Here is a 17,335-nt window from a genome sequence, read left to right as displayed (position 1 = left end):
AATTTACTCAGGAAATTGAGAGAAAATATAATGATATAACGCAAAACTATGATTATACAACAAATTTGCGAGAGGGAGATTCATTCAGTTCTGTAGCAGCAACAGGAGAATTTATAAAAGGAAATGCGCACAATCATCCAATGGATGGGGTAAGAATACCTTCTTTAGGAGACATTAAATGGCTGAGTATCTGTCAAAGAGATATATTCCCTGTAAGTGCTGTTGCGTACAACATTACTGTCTGTGCTAATCCTCAAAGCCCGACTGATTATACTACAGCCAATCTATATGCTATTGCGACAGATAATAAAGATGAGCTCAATACAAAACTTGAAGATCTGTATAACCGTCCTGATTTAGTTGGCAAAACAGAGGATGACAAAAAGAAAATATTGATGAAAGAAGATGATGAATATTATAGCGGACTAAATAATAACCCCTCCGAATTAGAAAAGAAATTTTTACAGAAATATGGTAATTTTGGATTAAGTCTTTATAGATTTGACAAAACTACAAATAAATGGATGAAACTAACCACCGATGGAAATACTATAACCGAAATACCTTGCGAATAATTATGAAAAGAATACAAATATTTACAGCTTTATTTATTTTTTTATCAGGATTTATATCCTGTCAAACAATTGTGGATTTACATGACCATAGCTATCCTATTAACACTCCTAATACTTATTATAAAGATATTGGAGATAAGCTTAATCCTTATGTGGGAACTTGGGTTTATGACGATGGTACTTCTTATATAAAAATAGTGATTGTAAAAAAAATAAAAGCAACAGTATGGACTCATTATGAAGATTATCTTATCGGAGCATTTCAGTATAAAAAAAATGGTATCGATATTATTAATACTCTTAATACTCTTAATACCAATCTATCAGATCCAAGAGATTATTTAATATGGGGAAATAGATTTGGAGATACATCAAGACTTAATCCTTTCCATGAATATACATCTGATAATAAAAGAATTAATTTCTCTTTCAAAGAGAATGATTGTTATAGCGATTTAAATGTGAGGACTTTAACATTAAACGGGCAATCTGCCATACAGATTGATAAATTCAAAACCTTAGAAATGGGACAAGCTTGTGCACCTGTAATTCCTGGAGGTTTTTATTATCTGATAAAGCAGTAAAATAATTTAGGCTGTAGTGAAAACTATAGCCTTTTTGCAAATATGAAAACACTACATTTAATTACAGCTTTATTTATTTTTTTATCAGGATTTATATCCTGTCAAACAATTGTTGATTTACATAATAACAGTAATCCAATAAATACTCCTAATACTTATTATAAAGATATTGGAGATAAGCTTAATCCTTATGTGGGAACTTGGGTTTATGATGATGGAACATCTTACATAAAAATAGTAATGATAAAGAAAATAAAGTTTCCTGTGTGGCAATATTTTGAAGATTGTATCATTGGTAGTTTTCAGTATAAGAAAAATGGGATAGAAATCATAAACACCTTAAATGAGATTAACAGTTCCCAAACACATCCCATAAATTATCCAATATTTGGAGATCGACTTGGAGATACATCACGGCTTAACCCTTTTCATCAATATACGTCTGACAATGTTAGGTTAAAAACATCTATAATAGAAAATGGTTGTATTAGCCATATGAATATAAGAACTTTAACATTAAACGGACAACCCGCAATACAAATCGATAAAAGAAAACCATTTGAACAACCACAAGATTGTAATCCTGTAATTCCGGGAGGCTTTTATTATCTGATAAAGCAGTAAAATAACTTAGGCTGTAGCGAAAACTATAGCCTTTTTGCAACTATGAAAACACTACATTTATTTACAGCTTTATTTATTTTAACAACTTTCTTCATTTCATGTAATGCTCAGACTGTTTCATTAGAAGAAGCTGCACAATGTGATAATGACCCTAATTGTCCTAATTATATATATGCAAAAGATATCAATAATTCTTTAAATAAATATGTTGGAACGTGGAAAGGAACTCTTAGCGGCAAAATTTATGAATTGAAATTTAATAAAGGTCTTTTTGAAATGATGGGAGATAAAAGAGATGTTTTAAAAGGAAGATTGAGAATTACAGATGCCAATAGCAATATTCTTTATAACACATTTAATGAAACAGATGATGAAAAAACAAATTTTGGAGGACTTAACTATACTGGCGATTTGCAGTATTATTTGATGCATTTTTCGGGACCAGGTACTGAGGGGTGTATCAATAGAGGAACAGTATATTTAAGTATTAATACAACCGATCCCACTAAGATGAGTTTTATTTATCTTCTAAGTTATGACATTACAAATGGCGAATGTCCAAGCACTTTTGTATCTACCATTCCTCAGAAACAGAGAATCTATCTGACTAAACAATAATGAAATATTTATTATTAATACTTATCACTTCTTTTATATCATGCAAAGCACAAACGGTTTCTTTAGAAGAGGCTGCACAATGTCATATCAATCCTAACTGCCCTCACTTTACTTATGCTAAAGATGTTAATAATTCTTTACAAAAATATTTGGGGACATGGAAGGGAAATCTTAATGGAAAAGTTTATGAAATAAAATTTATAAAAAAAGAATTTCAAGGTAATTATATAAAAGATGACCTATTAGTCGGGAGAATAAAAATCTTAGACAGTAATAATCAGATATTATACAATACTATTGATGAAATTGATGACACAAAAACAAAATTTAGAGGACTAAATTATTCAGATGATTTACAATCATATATGATGCAATTTTCAGGTCCTGCTGTAACGAGTTGTATCAACAGAGGTACAATCTATTTAAATATGAATATAACAGATCTTACGAAAATGAGCTTTATCTATCTTTTGGATTATGACATTACAAATGGCGAATGTCCAAGCACTTTTGTATCTACTATTCCTCAGAAACAGAGAATTTATTTAACAAAACAATAATGAAAATAAAAATAAATAATCCCTGTCCTGAAATATGGGATAATATGAAAGATATTCCTGGAGGGAAATTTTGTGATAAGTGTGCTAAAAATATAATTGATTTTTCTAATTCAAATGATTATGAAATTGAACGCTATATAACCCACAGCAAAACACCTGTATGCGGAAAAATTTTGGATAAAAACCGCATAAAAACTTTTCTTACAGCGAGTTTTATTTTAATAGCTGGCGGAGAATTTGTACATGCACAGTCTCAAAAAATTTCAGAAAATATTATAGGATCATCATATCAAGATACCTCAATTAATTTCTCAGGAACATTATTAAATAAGATAACAAAAAATCCAATTCCTAATGCAGAAGTTTATTTTATTCATTTAAAAAAATATATAAAAGCAATAACAAATAAAAATGGAGATTTTTCACTTAAAATACCTAAAAAATTTGTAAGCGAGAAAAATGTTTTATATATTGATTTTACTAAGATAGTAAAGTTGGCTGAAAAGACTAATGATACTCTTAACTACTTTAAGAATGAAAAAATTATAGTCTCGCAAGAAAGTTTATTAAGAAGAGATACTTATAATGTTTCTCCAAATTATTACACATTAATTGGGGATGTTTCTGTAACAAACGAACCTGATCTTTATTATTTTAATGGAAAACATGTTAGTAAGAGAAAGTTTTCAAAACTAAAAAAAGAGAATTCTAACTACTTAACATTTTCTTTTCAAAATTCACCAGCAAAAATTATTGCCAAAAAACGGCACATAAATAACCTTAATTTATTATATTCAAATTAAGAATCTTATTATAAGAGGATGCGCAATGTAGAATTATGATTGTCTTAATTTTACTTATATGAAAGATATCCATAATTCATTACAAAAATATATAGGAACATGGAAAGGAAGCTATAATTATTCCTCATCTTTCTCCGTCAAAGAATCCTTCAATTTCAACAATTCAGCTTTCACAAATTCCAGTCTATCGATCAAAGTAATGGTTTCAGATATTTTGCTGTTTGTTGTCAACGCAATTTTGGCTCCATCGAGCGTGTAGCCTTTTTCTTTCACCAAATGATAAATAATTTGAAGATTTTTGATGTCTTCCGGAGTGAAATATCTGTTGCCTTTTTTGTTCTTTTTGGGCTTGATGATGGGGAATTCCTGTTCCCAATAACGTATTAATGAAGTGTTTACATCAAAAGCTTTTGCCACTTCTCCTATAGAATAATACAGTTTATCGGGTAAATTTATTTTCATTTTTAGAATCGTAATTTTCAAAGATAAATATTTTTTAAATTTCATCAAAAATACAAGGGATGAAAATTTGATTTTTACTTTGTAAATCAGGGATGAAAGTCATTTTTAATTCTGAGAAAAGTATTTTTGTTTTCATTAATTTTGGATAAAATAAAAATTGTCGTGGATTCTATTTCTGTACTTCATATTGATCTTTTTCAAAAAGGTAAAAATACTTCGGATTTTTATTTCAGTACGGTGCAGAATCATTTGATTGTTGGTCATCGTCATCTCGAAAAAGCCCATCGTCACGACTTTTATGCTACAATTCTCTTTACAAAAGGAAGCGGAATTCATGAGATCGATTTCCAGAAATATGATGTTTTGCCGGGAAGTTTATTTTTTATGTCTCCCGGACAGATTCACAGCTGGGAACTTTCGGATAATATTGAAGGCTATCTTTTCTTTTGTCTGCAGGATTTTTACGAATTGCATTATGTGAATCAGAAACTGAGAAATTTTCCGTTTTTCGGGTCGGTCAATTTTCCCCGAAAACTTCAACTGAATAATAATGAATTAGATGAAAATATCCACTTAATGCTGCAACTACAGGAAGAATATCAATCTCAAAATATTATGAAAAACGGATTGATGCTTTCTTTGATGTCACAGATTTTTATTAATTCAACGAGGCAGTTTTCCAGAGATTTCGAGAATTTGGCTTCTTCGGCGAGTCTTTCATATTTTAAGCATTATCAGGAATTTGAAACGTTGGTAGAAGAACATTTTACCACTGAAAAATCTATTGCATTTTACGCATCTTTGTTAAATATTTCCTCCAAACATTTAAACCGGATTACTCAGACTGTCGTTCAGAAAACGGCAACGGATGTAATTACGGAAAGGGTAGTTCTGGAAGCCAAACGAATGTTGATGTATCTCGACGAAAGTTTGGTTGAAATTGCTTTCCGGCTGGGTTACGAAGAATATTCCTATTTTGTGAGAGTCTTCCGAAAAACTTCAGGCATGACTCCCACGCAATTTATTAAAATGTATAAATCTTAAATTTAAAACGACAATTGGAACGGTCCCTCAAAGATGGTTTCAAAAGAATCTACCATATTTCCTTTTTCGTCAAAAACGCCGATGGTCATATTTTGTTTTGAAAATTTGATCTCTTTTTCCGGGAAAGTAATATTGATATTTCCTTTTAAAATCTGGTCACCTTTCAGAATAATTTTATCCGAACCAAAGAAATCGATTTCTGCATTTTTAGGACTAATGACTTTTATGGTTAATTTTTTCTGTTCGTTTGATTTATTCAGAAGGGTATAGATAAAAGTATTCGTTATTTTTCCGTTTTTGATGAAAAAAGTTGATCCTGCAGGTTTGATGAATTTTGCTTCCATTGAACCTCTGTCATACATTAAGAATCCTAAAAAACCGATTAATAAAGCTAAAATCACAGTTGTGGCTTTCATTTTAGAAGTAAACCTGAATTTCTCCTGATTTTCAATCTCAGATTCTGTTGCATAACGAATTAATCCTTTTGGAAGACCGATTTTTTCCATCACTTCATCACACGCATCGATACAGGCTGTACAATTTACACATTCCAATTGCTGCCCGTTTCTGATATCAATTCCTGTCGGGCAAACAACAACACATTGATGACAATCTATACAATCACCTTTTCCTACAGCTTTTCTGTCTTCGTTGTTTCTCCATTTTGAACGACCTTCTCCTCTTTTAAAATCATAATGTACATTAATCGTTTGTTTATCGATCAACACTCCCTGAAGTCTTCCGTATGGACAGATAAGCGTACAAACCTGCTCACGAAGCCATGCAAAAGTAAAATAGAACATGATAGCAAAACCGATCATTCCTAAGAACTTTAAAGAATTATCAACCGGTCCTTCTGTTATTATTTTGAAAACCTCTTCATAACCAACAATGTACATGAACATAAAATTCGTGATGATGACAGAAATTAATACGAAAACAGACCATTTTGTCAATCTTTTTGTGATTTTTTCTGAATTCCATTCCTGTCGGTCGAGTTTCATTTGTTTATTTCTGTCGCCTTCGATCCAGTATTCAACTTTTCTGAAAACATTTTCCATAAAAATCGTTTGCGGACAAAGCCAGCCACAGAAAATTCTTCCGAAAACAACGGTAAAAAGCATGACGAAAATCACAGAAGTTACAGCTCCCAAAGCCAAAATAAAAAAATCCTGCAAATAAAACGGCTGTCCGAGAATGAAAAATTTTCTGTCAATGACATTAAAAAGTAAAAAAGGATTATTGTTGATTTTAATGAAAGGTAATCCGAAAAATAATAAGAGAAGGAAATTGCTTACATAATTTCTGTAATTGGTATATTTTCCCTTTGGTTTTCGGGGATAGACCCATTTTCTTTTTCCGGCTTCATCCATTGTTCCTACTGAATTTCTGAAGTCTTCATAATCGAGTTCCGGAGCCTGAAAATTGTCGGATTGTATGCTCATCGTCTTAGAGTTTTAATTGAGATTTTTAATAAGAATTAAATTAATTTTGATTTAAATTCTCATTTTTAATGATGTTGTATTAAAATTATTTTAAGATTTTAATGCTGTACAAAGCTCTGAATTAAACAATTTTAATACTAATATTATCTACTTCTTAAATAGTACAATTGGGACATTTTTGTAATTTGTTTTATTGTTTCAAAATGAGAAAATAATCTTTGAATCTTTTGCGACAAGTTGTAAATTGTGCATCTTAAATAATGTAGCATGAAAAATATATTTAAAATAAGTTTAGTTGGTTTGGTTTTAGTATTAGTAAATTGCAAATCAGTAAATTATAGTAAGATGTTTTATGATGGAGTAAAACCGGAGAAAGTTTCGGATAAATTTAGTTTTACGGAAGGACCGTCTTCGGATAAGGAAGGAAATGTATATTTTACAGATCAGCCGAATGATAAAATTTATTATTGGGATTGGAAAACCAATCAGGTAGTTGAATTTTTGAATAAAACCGGAAGAGCAAACGGAACACATTTCGATAAAGATGATAATCTGATCACATGTTCCGATGACAACGGTGAAATCTGGAAAATTTCAAAAGATAAAAAAGTTCAGGTTCTTTTGAAGGATTTTGAAGGAAAAAGACTGAACGGACCAAATGATGTCTGGAATGATGAATTTGGAGGAATGTATTTCACCGATCCTTTGTACAAAAGAGATTATTGGGTGAATTTTAAAGAAGAAATTCCGCACAAAAGTTTGTATTACAGAAATAAAGAAGGAAAAATTTCAAAACTAGATACTTTTACCCAGCCCAACGGAATTGTAGGAAGCGAAAAATTTAAAAAGTTGTATGTTTCAGATATTGACGCGGGAAAAACGTATGTTTACGATGTTCTTGGTGAAGGAAAATTATCTGAAAAAAGACTTTTCTGCGAAATGGGTTCAGACGGAATGACGCTTGATAAACACGGAAACCTGTATTTAACAGGAAAAGGTGTTCATATTTTTAACAGAAAAGGAATGAAAATGTATCATATTCCGATTGAAGAAGAATGGACTTCAAATGTAACTTTCGGAGGGAAAAATAATGAAACTTTATTCATCACCGCTTCGAAATCGGTTTATACTTTACCGACGAAGGTGAAGGGAGTGAGATAATATTTACTCACAAAAATGTCATTGCGAGGAGTGAAACGACGAAGCAATCTCAATTAATTTACAAACCCTAATTTGTATTTTTGAGATTGCTTCACCTTCGGTTCGCAATGACAATTTTTTGTTTATTAATAAATCAGCTTAATAAGCTACTTCCATCTTAACTTTCTTGCCTTTCAATTTTTCATTGGCAAGTTTTCTCAAAACGGAACTCACTTTATTTCTTGAAACTGCAACGTAAGAAGTGGTGTCCTTTACTTCAATTAAACCAAGTTCTTCTTTTTGAAGCTCACCTTTTTTCAGTAAATAGCCCACAATATCAACTTTATTTACCTTATCTTTTTTTCCGGCGCTGATGTAAATGGTTTGGAAAGGTGTTTTTTCAGGAACTTTGGTGAATCCTACGACACTTTCTTCCGGAGTATTATTTTTAATGAAAGGAAAATTTTCTTCCGCAGTCATGATCAAATAAGCAAAACCTTTCGCGTTCATTCTCGCGGTACGACCGTTTCTGTGAATAAAAGCATCTTCTTTTGGAGGCAATTGATAATGAACGATCGATTCAACTTCCGGAACGTCTAAACCTCTTGAAGCCAAATCTGTTGTGATTAAAATTCTCGCAGAATCATTCCTGAATTTCAATAATGCGCGTTCTCTTTCGTCCTGTTCCATTCCGCCATGGAAAGTTTCCCTGTCGATTCCTTTTTCAGCTAAAAGGTCAGAAATACGGTCAACCGCTTCACGGTGATTGCAGAAAATTAAAGTTCTTTTATTCCCGATTTTACAGATCAAATTAAATAAAGTATCTAATTTTTCCTCAGAAATTGTCATCACTTTTCGCAACTGAATGTCCGGTTTTACTTCACTTAATTTTAGGAAATCAACAAGCTTTTCATTTTTTAATCCTGTAAACTTTGGAATTTCATCCATTGCTGTTGCAGAAGTTAAAATTCGTTGGGAAAGCCCTTTTAAAGAATTGGAAATAAATTCCATATCTTCATGGAAACCAAGTTCCAAAGCCTTGTCAAACTCATCCAAAACCAAAGTCTGAATAGCTTTAGGGTCAAAATTATTATTTCTTAAATGATAAACAACTCTTCCCGGAGTTCCAATCAAAACTGCGGGAGCTTCAATTAAATTATTAACTTCAATTTTTTTATCATGACCTCCATAACAAACGGAAACTTTAAAATCTGTTCCCATTGATTTGAAAACCTGCTCAATCTGCAATGCCAATTCTCTTGCCGGAACCAAAATTAAAGTCTGAATTCCTGAAGCATCTTTTTTCAGATTTCGGAGAACTGGAAATAAAAAAGCTAGAGTTTTTCCTGAACCGGTAGGAGAGAGCAAAACAACATCCTGATTGTTTTCAGTAGCCTTATATGTGGATTTCTGCATCTGATTCATGTCCTGAATCTGCAGTTTTTGATAAATTGATTCTAATTCCATGGTGCAAAGGTAATAAATTAGTTGATGGTTGTTGGTTTGTAATTTTTTGAAAAAATGGTTTGTAATTATAATCGGGAAGATTTAAAGCACTATTTATTGGTTTTTAAAAATAACAAAGCTTCTACAAAATGCAGAAGCTTTGTTTAATAATAAGTATTGATCCTAAAATTTTTAGATTTATTATTTAGTGAAATAATTTGATATTTCTACATTGTACTGACTGGTAATAACAGTTATCCTGTAATCTCCTGGTGTTAAATCTGATATATTGATTGAATGTGATGAAGCAGGGGTGATTATTTGTTGTTTTTTCAGATTGTCTGACATATCATAAATTAAATATTTATAAAATAATACAGAAGGCTTAGATAACGATATGGTCAAATTATCTCGGCGTGTGTGATCATCAATCACTAACATCAACATTTCACTATCAATACCGCCACCATTTCCTTTGACTTTTATTTCTATTGCTTCTTCTCTCAAAACATCACTATTAGAACTTTCATTTCTTGTCTGTCCGAAACATAAGACAGACCCTAAAAAACAAAATATTAGACTTTTCAACATATTGTATAAATTTATTTAACAAAGTTATTTTTTTTCAACTCATAAAATATACCATGTTTATGGTATTTCTTTTACTGATAAGAATAAGCTCTCCATTAAGGAAAACTTATTCTTTAGTGTTATTTTTTTATAAATTTCTTTGTTACTGTTGTTTTATCACTATATAATTTAAGAATATAAGATCCTTTTAACAGTATTAAAACGTTGATTTGACGATTTGATGTTTGTCCTTTAGAAATTATTCTTCCTCCCATATCATAAATTTCATATAACATTTCAGTATCTGATTTTACGTATAAAAGATCTTTTACAGGATTGGGATATATTTCAATTTCATCTGATGGGTTGATTTCTATATTGTTCTTCAGACTAGAAATTACCTGAGATATTTCTGCTATTCTTGAAGATGTAGAGTAAGGCAGGTCTCCCATATATCTTTCAGTGTCTTTTACACATCGTACTCCCATTGCAGCTTGAGGATATCGTCCTATACCTGTAGCCAGTCTTCCGTTCTGCCCTGCAGCAGTGGAAATACTGAACAAATCCAATGCTATTGCATATCCTGAATAGTTATCCGCAGGAGAACTCGTCCAAAGTCCTGTTCTGTAACGATTGTTTAAATATAATTCCCAAAGTTTATCCTGATAATTATTTCCACCTAAAATACCTCTTATTCCTGTTACGGGAATATTACCAATATTATATTTAGAATCTGTAAATGAGAAAATAAATCCTACTCTGGAAGCTGGAGCAGTGTATCTTATAACTGCAAAACCAGGATGTTTTTTTTCACTTGTTGTGTTATTAATGGCTCCTTCCGTTAATGCTGCAATGCCTCCTTGTGCAATGCCATAGTTTGCAAAAGTACTTGAAGTGTTATAACCGTTATAGAACCAAGGCGATGTTCCTTTAGCATAAGAACCATTAGGTCCACCTGCAAATAAAGCCGCAGAACTTGTATCGGGAACTCTCCATCCTGAAGGACAAGGATCGTAAGGAGATTTTTCTGTTGCATGTCCCCATCTATCCTGTACCTGTCCGTTTTCATCGGAAATCCAATCTTTCACCTGTGCTGCTTTTTGAGAGAAATTGGTTCCATTTTCAATAGTTTCTTCATTACCTGACTTATTTCGGTACATAAAGAACAGTGGATTTTCAGCAGAATATTTCAGTACTTTTCTTATTTTCTCATTCTTAGCATCGGATAACTGGACGTTTGCATTGCCAGAATTTGTATATGTACTATATTCTTTTGTATAACTATTGGTATATTCTGTATCATTTATAGCAGCACTGTATCCAATTGTATTATTTGTATAACTAATCTGCTTATATACAGGAATTGCATTTAAACCACCGGGAGACAAAAATGTCGGGATAGGATCTTTTCTTCCCCATTGATAATGAAGACCACCTGAATTTGTAACTTCTGGAGAAGTAAGTAATGCTGTTGCTCCCATTCCGCTTGCTGAAGTAGGGAAGCTATTCAATGCTCCCAGATTTCTATCCATAAATACGGTTGTTAAAGGAGGTGCCAAACTTTTAGTTGGATTAACAAGTTGTGCATTAGAAGAAATAATTCCTCCGTTTGCTACAGATTCTGTGGTATATGTGACTTGACTTGTTGGGTCTAAAGGATTGGTAACCGGAGCCCAAATATGCCAACTCCATAAGATTTTATCAGGATCGGATTGTCCCCAAACTCCATTATTACCTTTATGAAAAGCAACAACGGCATTTCCTTTTTGTTTTGCAGCCAGTGTAACTTCCATTTCCTGATCAGGATAGACACCTGTAATTTTTATGTTTTTGATAAGAGCAGTATTTGTAGACCAAACTACGCTTGCTGTATTATTTGCTCCTGAAGGTAATTGTTTTGAAAGGTAAAGCTTGTGCATTGCATAGGCTTTTTTAAGACTGATTTTCAATACCTGATCAGTGGCATTCGTATCCGTTGATTCGCCTGTCATTACTACATAACTGTTTGGCTCTTTAACCCATGATTTGTAATCTGTATTGTCATCAGAAGAACTTATGTATTGTGTATTGTATTCAATAGGCAACAGTCCTATGTTTGGATCTTTCATGCATCTCATTCCTCCGGCTGTATTTGTTTTCCCGGTTTGATTTACATAGATAGCATTCCATCCGGTGGCAGATTTGGAAACATCTTCAGGTGAACTGTAAAATAGAGCTCCTCTTACTCCTCCAATTCCATAAGTTGCTGTTCCCAAAGATCCATCAGATGATTGATCCTGATATGTTAGAGATTGTGTTGCAGAATAATTTGCTCCTGATGCTTCAGGTCCATAATATTCGTAGTTTCCATTCATTGGGATGATGCCGATATTTCTTTCAGGGATTCCTCTGAAATCAATTCCTAAACCGGGATACACTTTTACACCACTTAAAACAGGATTAAAAGAATTCGGATAAATCATACTGTTGGCGTTATCAATATCATCATTAAAACCACTATTTTTTCTTCCTAACGGATTCATGTTGTTATTAATAGTATTTCTACCATAATGTGATGGCACTCTCCATCCGTTTGGACAAGGATCAAATTCAGATTTTAGTTTATAAGATTTACTGTCCGCTGCTAAGTTGGGATCACCAACGCTTGAAGCATTACTGTTTAATCCTTTTCTGTTATCTGACCATAGATCCCAGGTTTCAACTAAATCAGAATTTGTATTTGGAGACTTATATTCCTGATTCGAAAACCAGGTTCCGTCATTCATAGAATGAATAATTATATTTATCGGATTATTTATAGAATATCTTATGTTTCCACCGATATTGTTCGATCCCGTATTAGTTCCTCTGGAAATTACCGGAATAATTGAAGTTGCCAAAGCAGCACTTCTATGTCTTATGCTTCCCACATCTCCTGTAATTTCATAGAAAGAATTATCTTTATATACTAATGGAGGAAAAGGATCTTTTCTTCCCCACTGATACATAAGACCTCCGGATTTATTCCAGTCATTTCCCAGAAAACTTGCATTGGTAGCGCCTAGATTTCTGTCCATGTATTGTGGCGTGAAAGGATTTCCTGTAAAATCTGTTTCAAAATTCTGTCCATACGAAGATCCGTTTTCGGGATTATCTGTTACCCAAACATGCCAAGTCCAGTAAATGGTATTGTTAACTTTAAATGCAATACTTGCGTTTCCTTCTCCTTTTGTTTTATCAATTAAAACCTTAATTCTTGCGTTTTCACCACTTCCTTCTGATGTGTCTATTGTGACTGATTTAATCAAACCATTTATATCTTCCCAATACACCGATGCAGCTTGTGATCCATTCAAATCTATTGGAGTATAGTTTCCCTGATCATTTTGCATATATCGTCCTGATTTCCACATTTGATATGCTTTTTTTACAGGAATATACAATCCATCGGCTTTGTTACCGTTCGGTAAAAGTCCGTCTTTATAAAAAATATAACTGTTAGGAGCCTTAGTATAATCTTTTTCAGAAAGTATCTGAATATAATTGTCTATTTTTAATGTAGAAACTAAATTATTTCCATAATCTGCTGATAATTCTGCATAATACAGACCCGGATTAGGAAAAGTAATAGCTGGATTATTTTGTGTAGAAGTAACAGTATTTGTTCCATCATTAAATTTCCAGTTTGTGGATAATGGGCTTCCTTGCAAAAGATTATTGAATTGTACACTGTTTCCTACTGTTGTAGAAAGTGGTGCTCCGGAAAACTCAGCAATTGGAGAAATCGTAACAGAACTTCCGAAATTTACATTAGCATTTACGTCGATAGCCTGCCTTTGTGCACCCGAATTAGTATATAGTTTTACTTTAATGTAATATATGCCTGGAACTAAAGGATAGCTTATCACTTCTGGGCTTCTGGAGTTTAGCCAGCCTTTTGCGCCATCACTCATATATGTTGTAAGCGTGATCTGAGTTTCTGTTTCCGTGCCGTCGGTATTCTTTTTTACAAGATACGTCCAGTTTCTTACAAAAGATAAAGATCTTAAATTTAACGTTGCCGTAGTGGTTCCTGCCGGTATTTCAAATTCTTTACTTACATAATCGTGATATCCTGTAATTGAATTATTTCCGGTTATCCATCGTGAAATTCCCGCAATATTCCCTGTTGATGCAGATGACCAGCCGGAAGCTGCATAACGAGTAATGGGCGTGCTTATTAAGCCGGTAGGATCTGTGTATGTCCAATCTGAATCCGGATCATTGTCTGCCATCAAAGTTCCGTCATTGTTCTTTGCAGAAGAGAGGTCAATACTATTTCCTGATCCGATTTTGATTGTTCTGGTTGAGGTTGAACTTCCTGAGGTGTTGCTTACCGTCAGTTTTGCGGTGTATATCCCTTCAGAAGCATAAGAAACGTTGGGATTAGGATCGGTAGATGTGGCTGGATTACCTCCCGGAAAATCCCAGACAATAGAATTTACGGCTCCACTGCTGGAGTTTAAAAAGCTTACAGTGTTTCCTGAAGCTGTTGCTGTAATTTTGGATAATGGACTTTGAGCATAGATATGCTGTATCAACATTAATCCTAAAAAAAGAATAATTTTTTTCATGATTTTTTAATTTAAATAATACATTAGTGTTCCAAATGTCATATGTGCTTTTTGAATTGATTGTGATAAGGGTTTATTGTGAGTTTTTATATAGTATTTAAATTATAGAACCAAATAAATATTTATTAAATGGCTTTTAATTTCGGTTAGATTTTATAATTTTTTCATCTGTTTTTAAATGCTTAAATCAATCTATGAATGTTTGATTTTATTTGGTTTTCACATCTTTTACAAAGCTATTTTTATTTACATTTGATCAAAATACCATGTTTATAGTATTTACACATTTATGAAAAAAAATTTTACGATAGCATTTATTCTTTGCAGCATATATTGTATATGCCAGGAAAAAGATGTGGAAATAGAAAAATTATTAACAACTTACAGAAGTTATCTTAATAGTAATCTGGATTCTTCAATCTATTATATTAATAAAGTAAAAGATGTAAGCATTAAAAAAGAGAATAAATTTTATTTAGCTAAAGCTTATTACGGATTAGGATATTGCAATTATCAGAAAGGAAATATAAAAAACACTGAATATTTTGTAAATAAATCTATTCCGATTGCTTTGGAATCAAAAAATTCTGATGTACTTTCCTTAGCTTACAATCAATTGGGACTCGTTAATAGTGATAAAGGTAATTATGAAACTGCGTTAAAATTATTTCTTAAAGCTTTAGATATTGCCGAGAAAAATAATCTGGATAAAAATAAAAGTTATGCTCTTGCAAATTTGGGTAATTTATTTGAAACCCAGAATGATACAGTTTCGGCAATTAAATATTATCAGGAAGATTACAATTTCACAAAAGAGAAAAATATGATTGTGGAGCAATTTGGGAGCTGCAGTAATTTGGCTCTCATGGTGAAAAACAGAGATCCAGAACAGGCTTTAAAATATTTTAATATTGCACTTTCAATTGCTGAGAAACTAGATTATAAAATAGAACAATTTACCATTCATGTAAATCTTTCACACTTTTTCTTAAATAATAAAAAATATAAGAATCCTGATAGAGCATTAATACACATTAATAAATCAAAAGAACTGATAGAAAGTATCGGAGACCCAAGTTTGTATTTTTACTATTACTACAATCTTGGAATTTATTTCGGTAAGAAAAACCAAACTTCCGAAAGCATTAAAAATTTTCAGAAGGCGGAAGAAATTTCTAAAACTTCAGGCATTTCTTTGGATGAGAAAATCTCTTTGATGCAAGATTTATACAAGGCTTTTGAAAAAGAAGGTGATTACAAACAGGCAAATTTTTATCAGCAAAATTTTCACAAACTCAATGACAGTATTTTTACATTGAAGAAAAATAAAGACATCACCGAGATTATAACTAAATATGGAGTTGATAAAAAAAATGCACAGATTCAGTTATTAAACCAGCAAAAAGAATTGCAGGCAAGAAAGAATAAACTTATCATTATTTCAGCCCTGTTTTTCATTTTTTTACTGGCCGGAATTTTATATTTCGTACATAAAAGATCGCAGTTTCAAAAGAAATTAAGGCATCAGGAAAATATAAATCATCAACAGGAAAAGGAAAAACTGTTGCAGGAACAGGAACTTAAAAAAATGACTGCGCTTATCGAAGGACAAAATTCTGAAAGAAACCGTATTGCGAAAGATTTGCACGATGGAGTAGCGGGAGATTTGGCTGGGCTAAAATTGCTATTGGCGAATGAAAATAAACAACTCAACAACAAAAATTTAGAAAAAATTCAGGACGGTCTTTCTCATATTTTTCAGGAAATAAGGGAGATATCGCATAATTTGAGCATTAATAATATTAAAGGTAAAAAACTTAAAGATCTTTTATTCAACCTTCAGTCCAGTTATCAAAAGAGAAAAGAATTTGCTTTTGAAATGCATATTTACCCTGAAAATGCTGTTGATGATCTGGATGAAACAAAAATTATAGACATTTACAGAATTTTACAGGAATTGTTGAACAATATTTCTAAACATGCAAACGCAAATGATGTAGATTTGTCCATTAACAGACATAATGATGATATTAATATCATACTTTCAGACGACGGGATAGGATTTGATGTCAGCAAACAAGGAGTGGGATTAAAAAATGTACAGGAACGTTTGCAAACTCTTTCCGGAAAAATAAATATTGATTCGCAGAAAGATAACGGAACTACAGTAATTATTGAATTTAAGGTATAAAACACAATGAAAAACACAATTAAAATTGCTATTATTGACGATCATCTCATCTTTTTAAAAGGTTTGAAACTGTTGCTGGAACAGGACAGTAATTTTAAAATAGTATTTGCTTCCGACAGTCATTCTGATCTTTTAAAAAATATGGAAATTCTGGATCCGGATTTAGTAATTACGGATATTTCAATGCCCGAAATCAATGGTGTTGAGCTTTCAAAAATGATCCGTAAAGCTTATCCCGAGATAAAAATAATGGTGATGAGTTCCTATTCAAACATTTTATCTTCCGATGAAGTTGATGGCTATTTGCTTAAAGATACAGACTCAGATATTCTGATAGAAAGTATCAAAAAAGTAGTCTGGAATAATGAAAAAATATTTCATAAAGATTTTCAGACGACGGAAAAGCTTGATTTTGATAAAAATATTGTAAGCAAAAGGGAAAAAGAAATTATTAACCTTATCAGTAAAGGTTTTACTTCCGACGAAATTGCAGACAAATTATATATTAGCAAACACACGATAGAAACACACAGAAAAAACATTTTTAATAAACTTCAGGTAAATAATATTGCTGCGCTTGTGAAAAAATCTATTATTTTGGGACTTATTGAAGTTTGAGATCAATGATTTTATTAAAATTTCACTTTAAATAAATACCATAAACATGTTATTCTATTTTGC

Annotated in this window: 15 protein-coding genes; 10 read left to right on the top strand and 5 right to left on the bottom strand. The window is 32.0% G+C overall.

Annotated elements, in window-relative coordinates:
- From ABD940_RS09035 to ABD940_RS09010, 6 genes are all read left to right on the top strand, one after another.
- Nucleotides 1–575: hypothetical protein (locus ABD940_RS09035; protein WP_345202612.1), on the top strand; the 575-nt coding region annotated here is incomplete at its 5' end.
- 2 nt (nucleotides 576–577) lie between these two features.
- Nucleotides 578–1,159, top strand: coding sequence for a DUF6705 family protein (locus tag ABD940_RS09030; protein WP_345202609.1), 582 nt, complete (start codon nucleotides 578–580; stop codon nucleotides 1,157–1,159).
- A gap of 42 nt (nucleotides 1,160–1,201) precedes the next feature.
- A complete protein-coding gene (locus ABD940_RS09025) occupies nucleotides 1,202–1,783 on the top strand; it encodes a DUF6705 family protein (protein ID WP_345202606.1) in 582 nt (193 codons plus the stop codon).
- Nucleotides 1,784–1,825: 42 nt separating this feature from the next.
- A complete protein-coding gene (locus ABD940_RS09020) occupies nucleotides 1,826–2,401 on the top strand; it encodes a DUF6705 family protein (protein WP_345202604.1) in 576 nt (191 codons plus the stop codon).
- Nucleotides 2,401–2,961: a DUF6705 family protein gene (locus tag ABD940_RS09015; protein WP_345202601.1), complete on the top strand. Its 561-nt coding sequence runs from the start codon at nucleotides 2,401–2,403 to the stop codon at nucleotides 2,959–2,961. The genes ABD940_RS09020 and ABD940_RS09015 overlap by 1 nt, the downstream gene beginning before the upstream one ends.
- Nucleotides 2,961–3,764 (top strand): peptidase associated/transthyretin-like domain-containing protein, encoded by an 804-nt coding sequence (locus ABD940_RS09010; protein ID WP_345202599.1) that lies wholly within the window; start codon nucleotides 2,961–2,963, stop codon nucleotides 3,762–3,764. The genes ABD940_RS09015 and ABD940_RS09010 overlap by 1 nt, the downstream gene beginning before the upstream one ends.
- 117 nt (nucleotides 3,765–3,881) lie before the next feature.
- On the opposite strand, the gene ABD940_RS09005 is transcribed toward ABD940_RS09010, so the two are convergent.
- Complete coding sequence (locus tag ABD940_RS09005; protein ID WP_345202597.1) at nucleotides 3,882–4,226, bottom strand: MerR family transcriptional regulator; 345 nt, start codon at nucleotides 4,224–4,226, stop codon at nucleotides 3,882–3,884.
- A gap of 141 nt (nucleotides 4,227–4,367) precedes the next feature.
- On the opposite strand from ABD940_RS09005, the gene ABD940_RS09000 reads away from it, so the two are divergent.
- A complete protein-coding gene (locus tag ABD940_RS09000; protein ID WP_345202595.1) occupies nucleotides 4,368–5,270 on the top strand; it encodes an AraC family transcriptional regulator in 903 nt (300 codons plus the stop codon).
- Between the two features lie 2 nt (nucleotides 5,271–5,272).
- Here the strand turns inward: ABD940_RS09000 and ccoG are convergent, their stop codons facing one another.
- On the bottom strand, nucleotides 5,273–6,715 hold the full coding sequence (ccoG, locus tag ABD940_RS08995) for a cytochrome c oxidase accessory protein CcoG (RefSeq protein ID WP_345202593.1): 1,443 nt from the start codon (nucleotides 6,713–6,715) through the stop codon (nucleotides 5,273–5,275).
- Between the two features lie 267 nt (nucleotides 6,716–6,982).
- Between ccoG and ABD940_RS08990 the strand changes: the two genes are divergently transcribed.
- Complete coding sequence (locus ABD940_RS08990; protein WP_345202591.1) at nucleotides 6,983–7,876, top strand: SMP-30/gluconolactonase/LRE family protein; 894 nt, start codon at nucleotides 6,983–6,985, stop codon at nucleotides 7,874–7,876.
- Between the two features lie 138 nt (nucleotides 7,877–8,014).
- Here ABD940_RS08990 and ABD940_RS08985 read toward each other — a convergent pair whose 3' ends face one another.
- The 3 genes from ABD940_RS08985 to ABD940_RS08975 form a co-directional block, all read right to left on the bottom strand.
- Nucleotides 8,015–9,322, bottom strand: coding sequence for a DEAD/DEAH box helicase (locus ABD940_RS08985; RefSeq protein ID WP_345202589.1), 1,308 nt, complete (start codon nucleotides 9,320–9,322; stop codon nucleotides 8,015–8,017).
- Between the two features lie 180 nt (nucleotides 9,323–9,502).
- Nucleotides 9,503–9,892, bottom strand: a complete 390-nt coding sequence (locus ABD940_RS08980) for a fibronectin type III domain-containing protein (protein WP_345202587.1) — start codon at nucleotides 9,890–9,892, stop codon at nucleotides 9,503–9,505.
- 119 nt (nucleotides 9,893–10,011) lie between these two features.
- The gene (locus ABD940_RS08975) at nucleotides 10,012–14,463 is read right to left on the bottom strand and encodes a PKD domain-containing protein (protein WP_345202585.1); all 4,452 of its coding nucleotides are present in this window, start codon (nucleotides 14,461–14,463) and stop codon (nucleotides 10,012–10,014) included.
- Nucleotides 14,464–14,752: 289 nt separating this feature from the next.
- Here ABD940_RS08975 and ABD940_RS08970 point away from each other — a divergent pair, with 289 nt between their 5' ends.
- Entirely contained in the window at nucleotides 14,753–16,654 is a 1,902-nt protein-coding gene (locus ABD940_RS08970) for a tetratricopeptide repeat-containing sensor histidine kinase (protein WP_345202583.1), read from the top strand.
- 6 nt (nucleotides 16,655–16,660) lie between these two features.
- Nucleotides 16,661–17,272 (top strand): response regulator, encoded by a 612-nt coding sequence (locus ABD940_RS08965; RefSeq protein WP_345202580.1) that lies wholly within the window; start codon nucleotides 16,661–16,663, stop codon nucleotides 17,270–17,272.
- The last annotated feature ends 63 nt before the right edge of the window (nucleotides 17,273–17,335 follow it).

The sequence above is a fragment of the Chryseobacterium ginsengisoli genome (assembly GCF_039542325.1).
Lineage (GTDB): Bacteria > Bacteroidota > Bacteroidia > Flavobacteriales > Weeksellaceae > Chryseobacterium > Chryseobacterium ginsengisoli.
Note: the sequence above shows the minus strand (reverse complement) of the source record. Positions and strands in the feature narration are given on the sequence as shown.

What these genes read in the sequence shown, in the direction of transcription:
- ccoG (WP_345202593.1), bottom strand. Translation starts at nt 6,715, where the DNA reads ATGAGCATACAATCCGACAATTTTCAGGCTCCGGAACTCGATTATGAA.
- ABD940_RS08980 (WP_345202587.1), bottom strand. Translation starts at nt 9,892, where the DNA reads ATGTTGAAAAGTCTAATATTTTGTTTTTTAGGGTCTGTCTTATGTTTC.
- ABD940_RS08970 (WP_345202583.1), top strand. Translation starts at nt 14,753, where the DNA reads ATGAAAAAAAATTTTACGATAGCATTTATTCTTTGCAGCATATATTGT.
- ABD940_RS09020 (WP_345202604.1), top strand. Translation starts at nt 1,826, where the DNA reads ATGAAAACACTACATTTATTTACAGCTTTATTTATTTTAACAACTTTC.
- ABD940_RS09015 (WP_345202601.1), top strand. Translation starts at nt 2,401, where the DNA reads ATGAAATATTTATTATTAATACTTATCACTTCTTTTATATCATGCAAA.
- ABD940_RS09010 (WP_345202599.1), top strand. Translation starts at nt 2,961, where the DNA reads ATGAAAATAAAAATAAATAATCCCTGTCCTGAAATATGGGATAATATG.
- ABD940_RS09025 (WP_345202606.1), top strand. Translation starts at nt 1,202, where the DNA reads ATGAAAACACTACATTTAATTACAGCTTTATTTATTTTTTTATCAGGA.
- ABD940_RS09030 (WP_345202609.1), top strand. Translation starts at nt 578, where the DNA reads ATGAAAAGAATACAAATATTTACAGCTTTATTTATTTTTTTATCAGGA.
- ABD940_RS09005 (WP_345202597.1), bottom strand. Translation starts at nt 4,226, where the DNA reads ATGAAAATAAATTTACCCGATAAACTGTATTATTCTATAGGAGAAGTG.
- ABD940_RS08985 (WP_345202589.1), bottom strand. Translation starts at nt 9,322, where the DNA reads ATGGAATTAGAATCAATTTATCAAAAACTGCAGATTCAGGACATGAAT.
- ABD940_RS08965 (WP_345202580.1), top strand. Translation starts at nt 16,661, where the DNA reads ATGAAAAACACAATTAAAATTGCTATTATTGACGATCATCTCATCTTT.
- ABD940_RS08975 (WP_345202585.1), bottom strand. Translation starts at nt 14,463, where the DNA reads ATGAAAAAAATTATTCTTTTTTTAGGATTAATGTTGATACAGCATATC.
- ABD940_RS08990 (WP_345202591.1), top strand. Translation starts at nt 6,983, where the DNA reads ATGAAAAATATATTTAAAATAAGTTTAGTTGGTTTGGTTTTAGTATTA.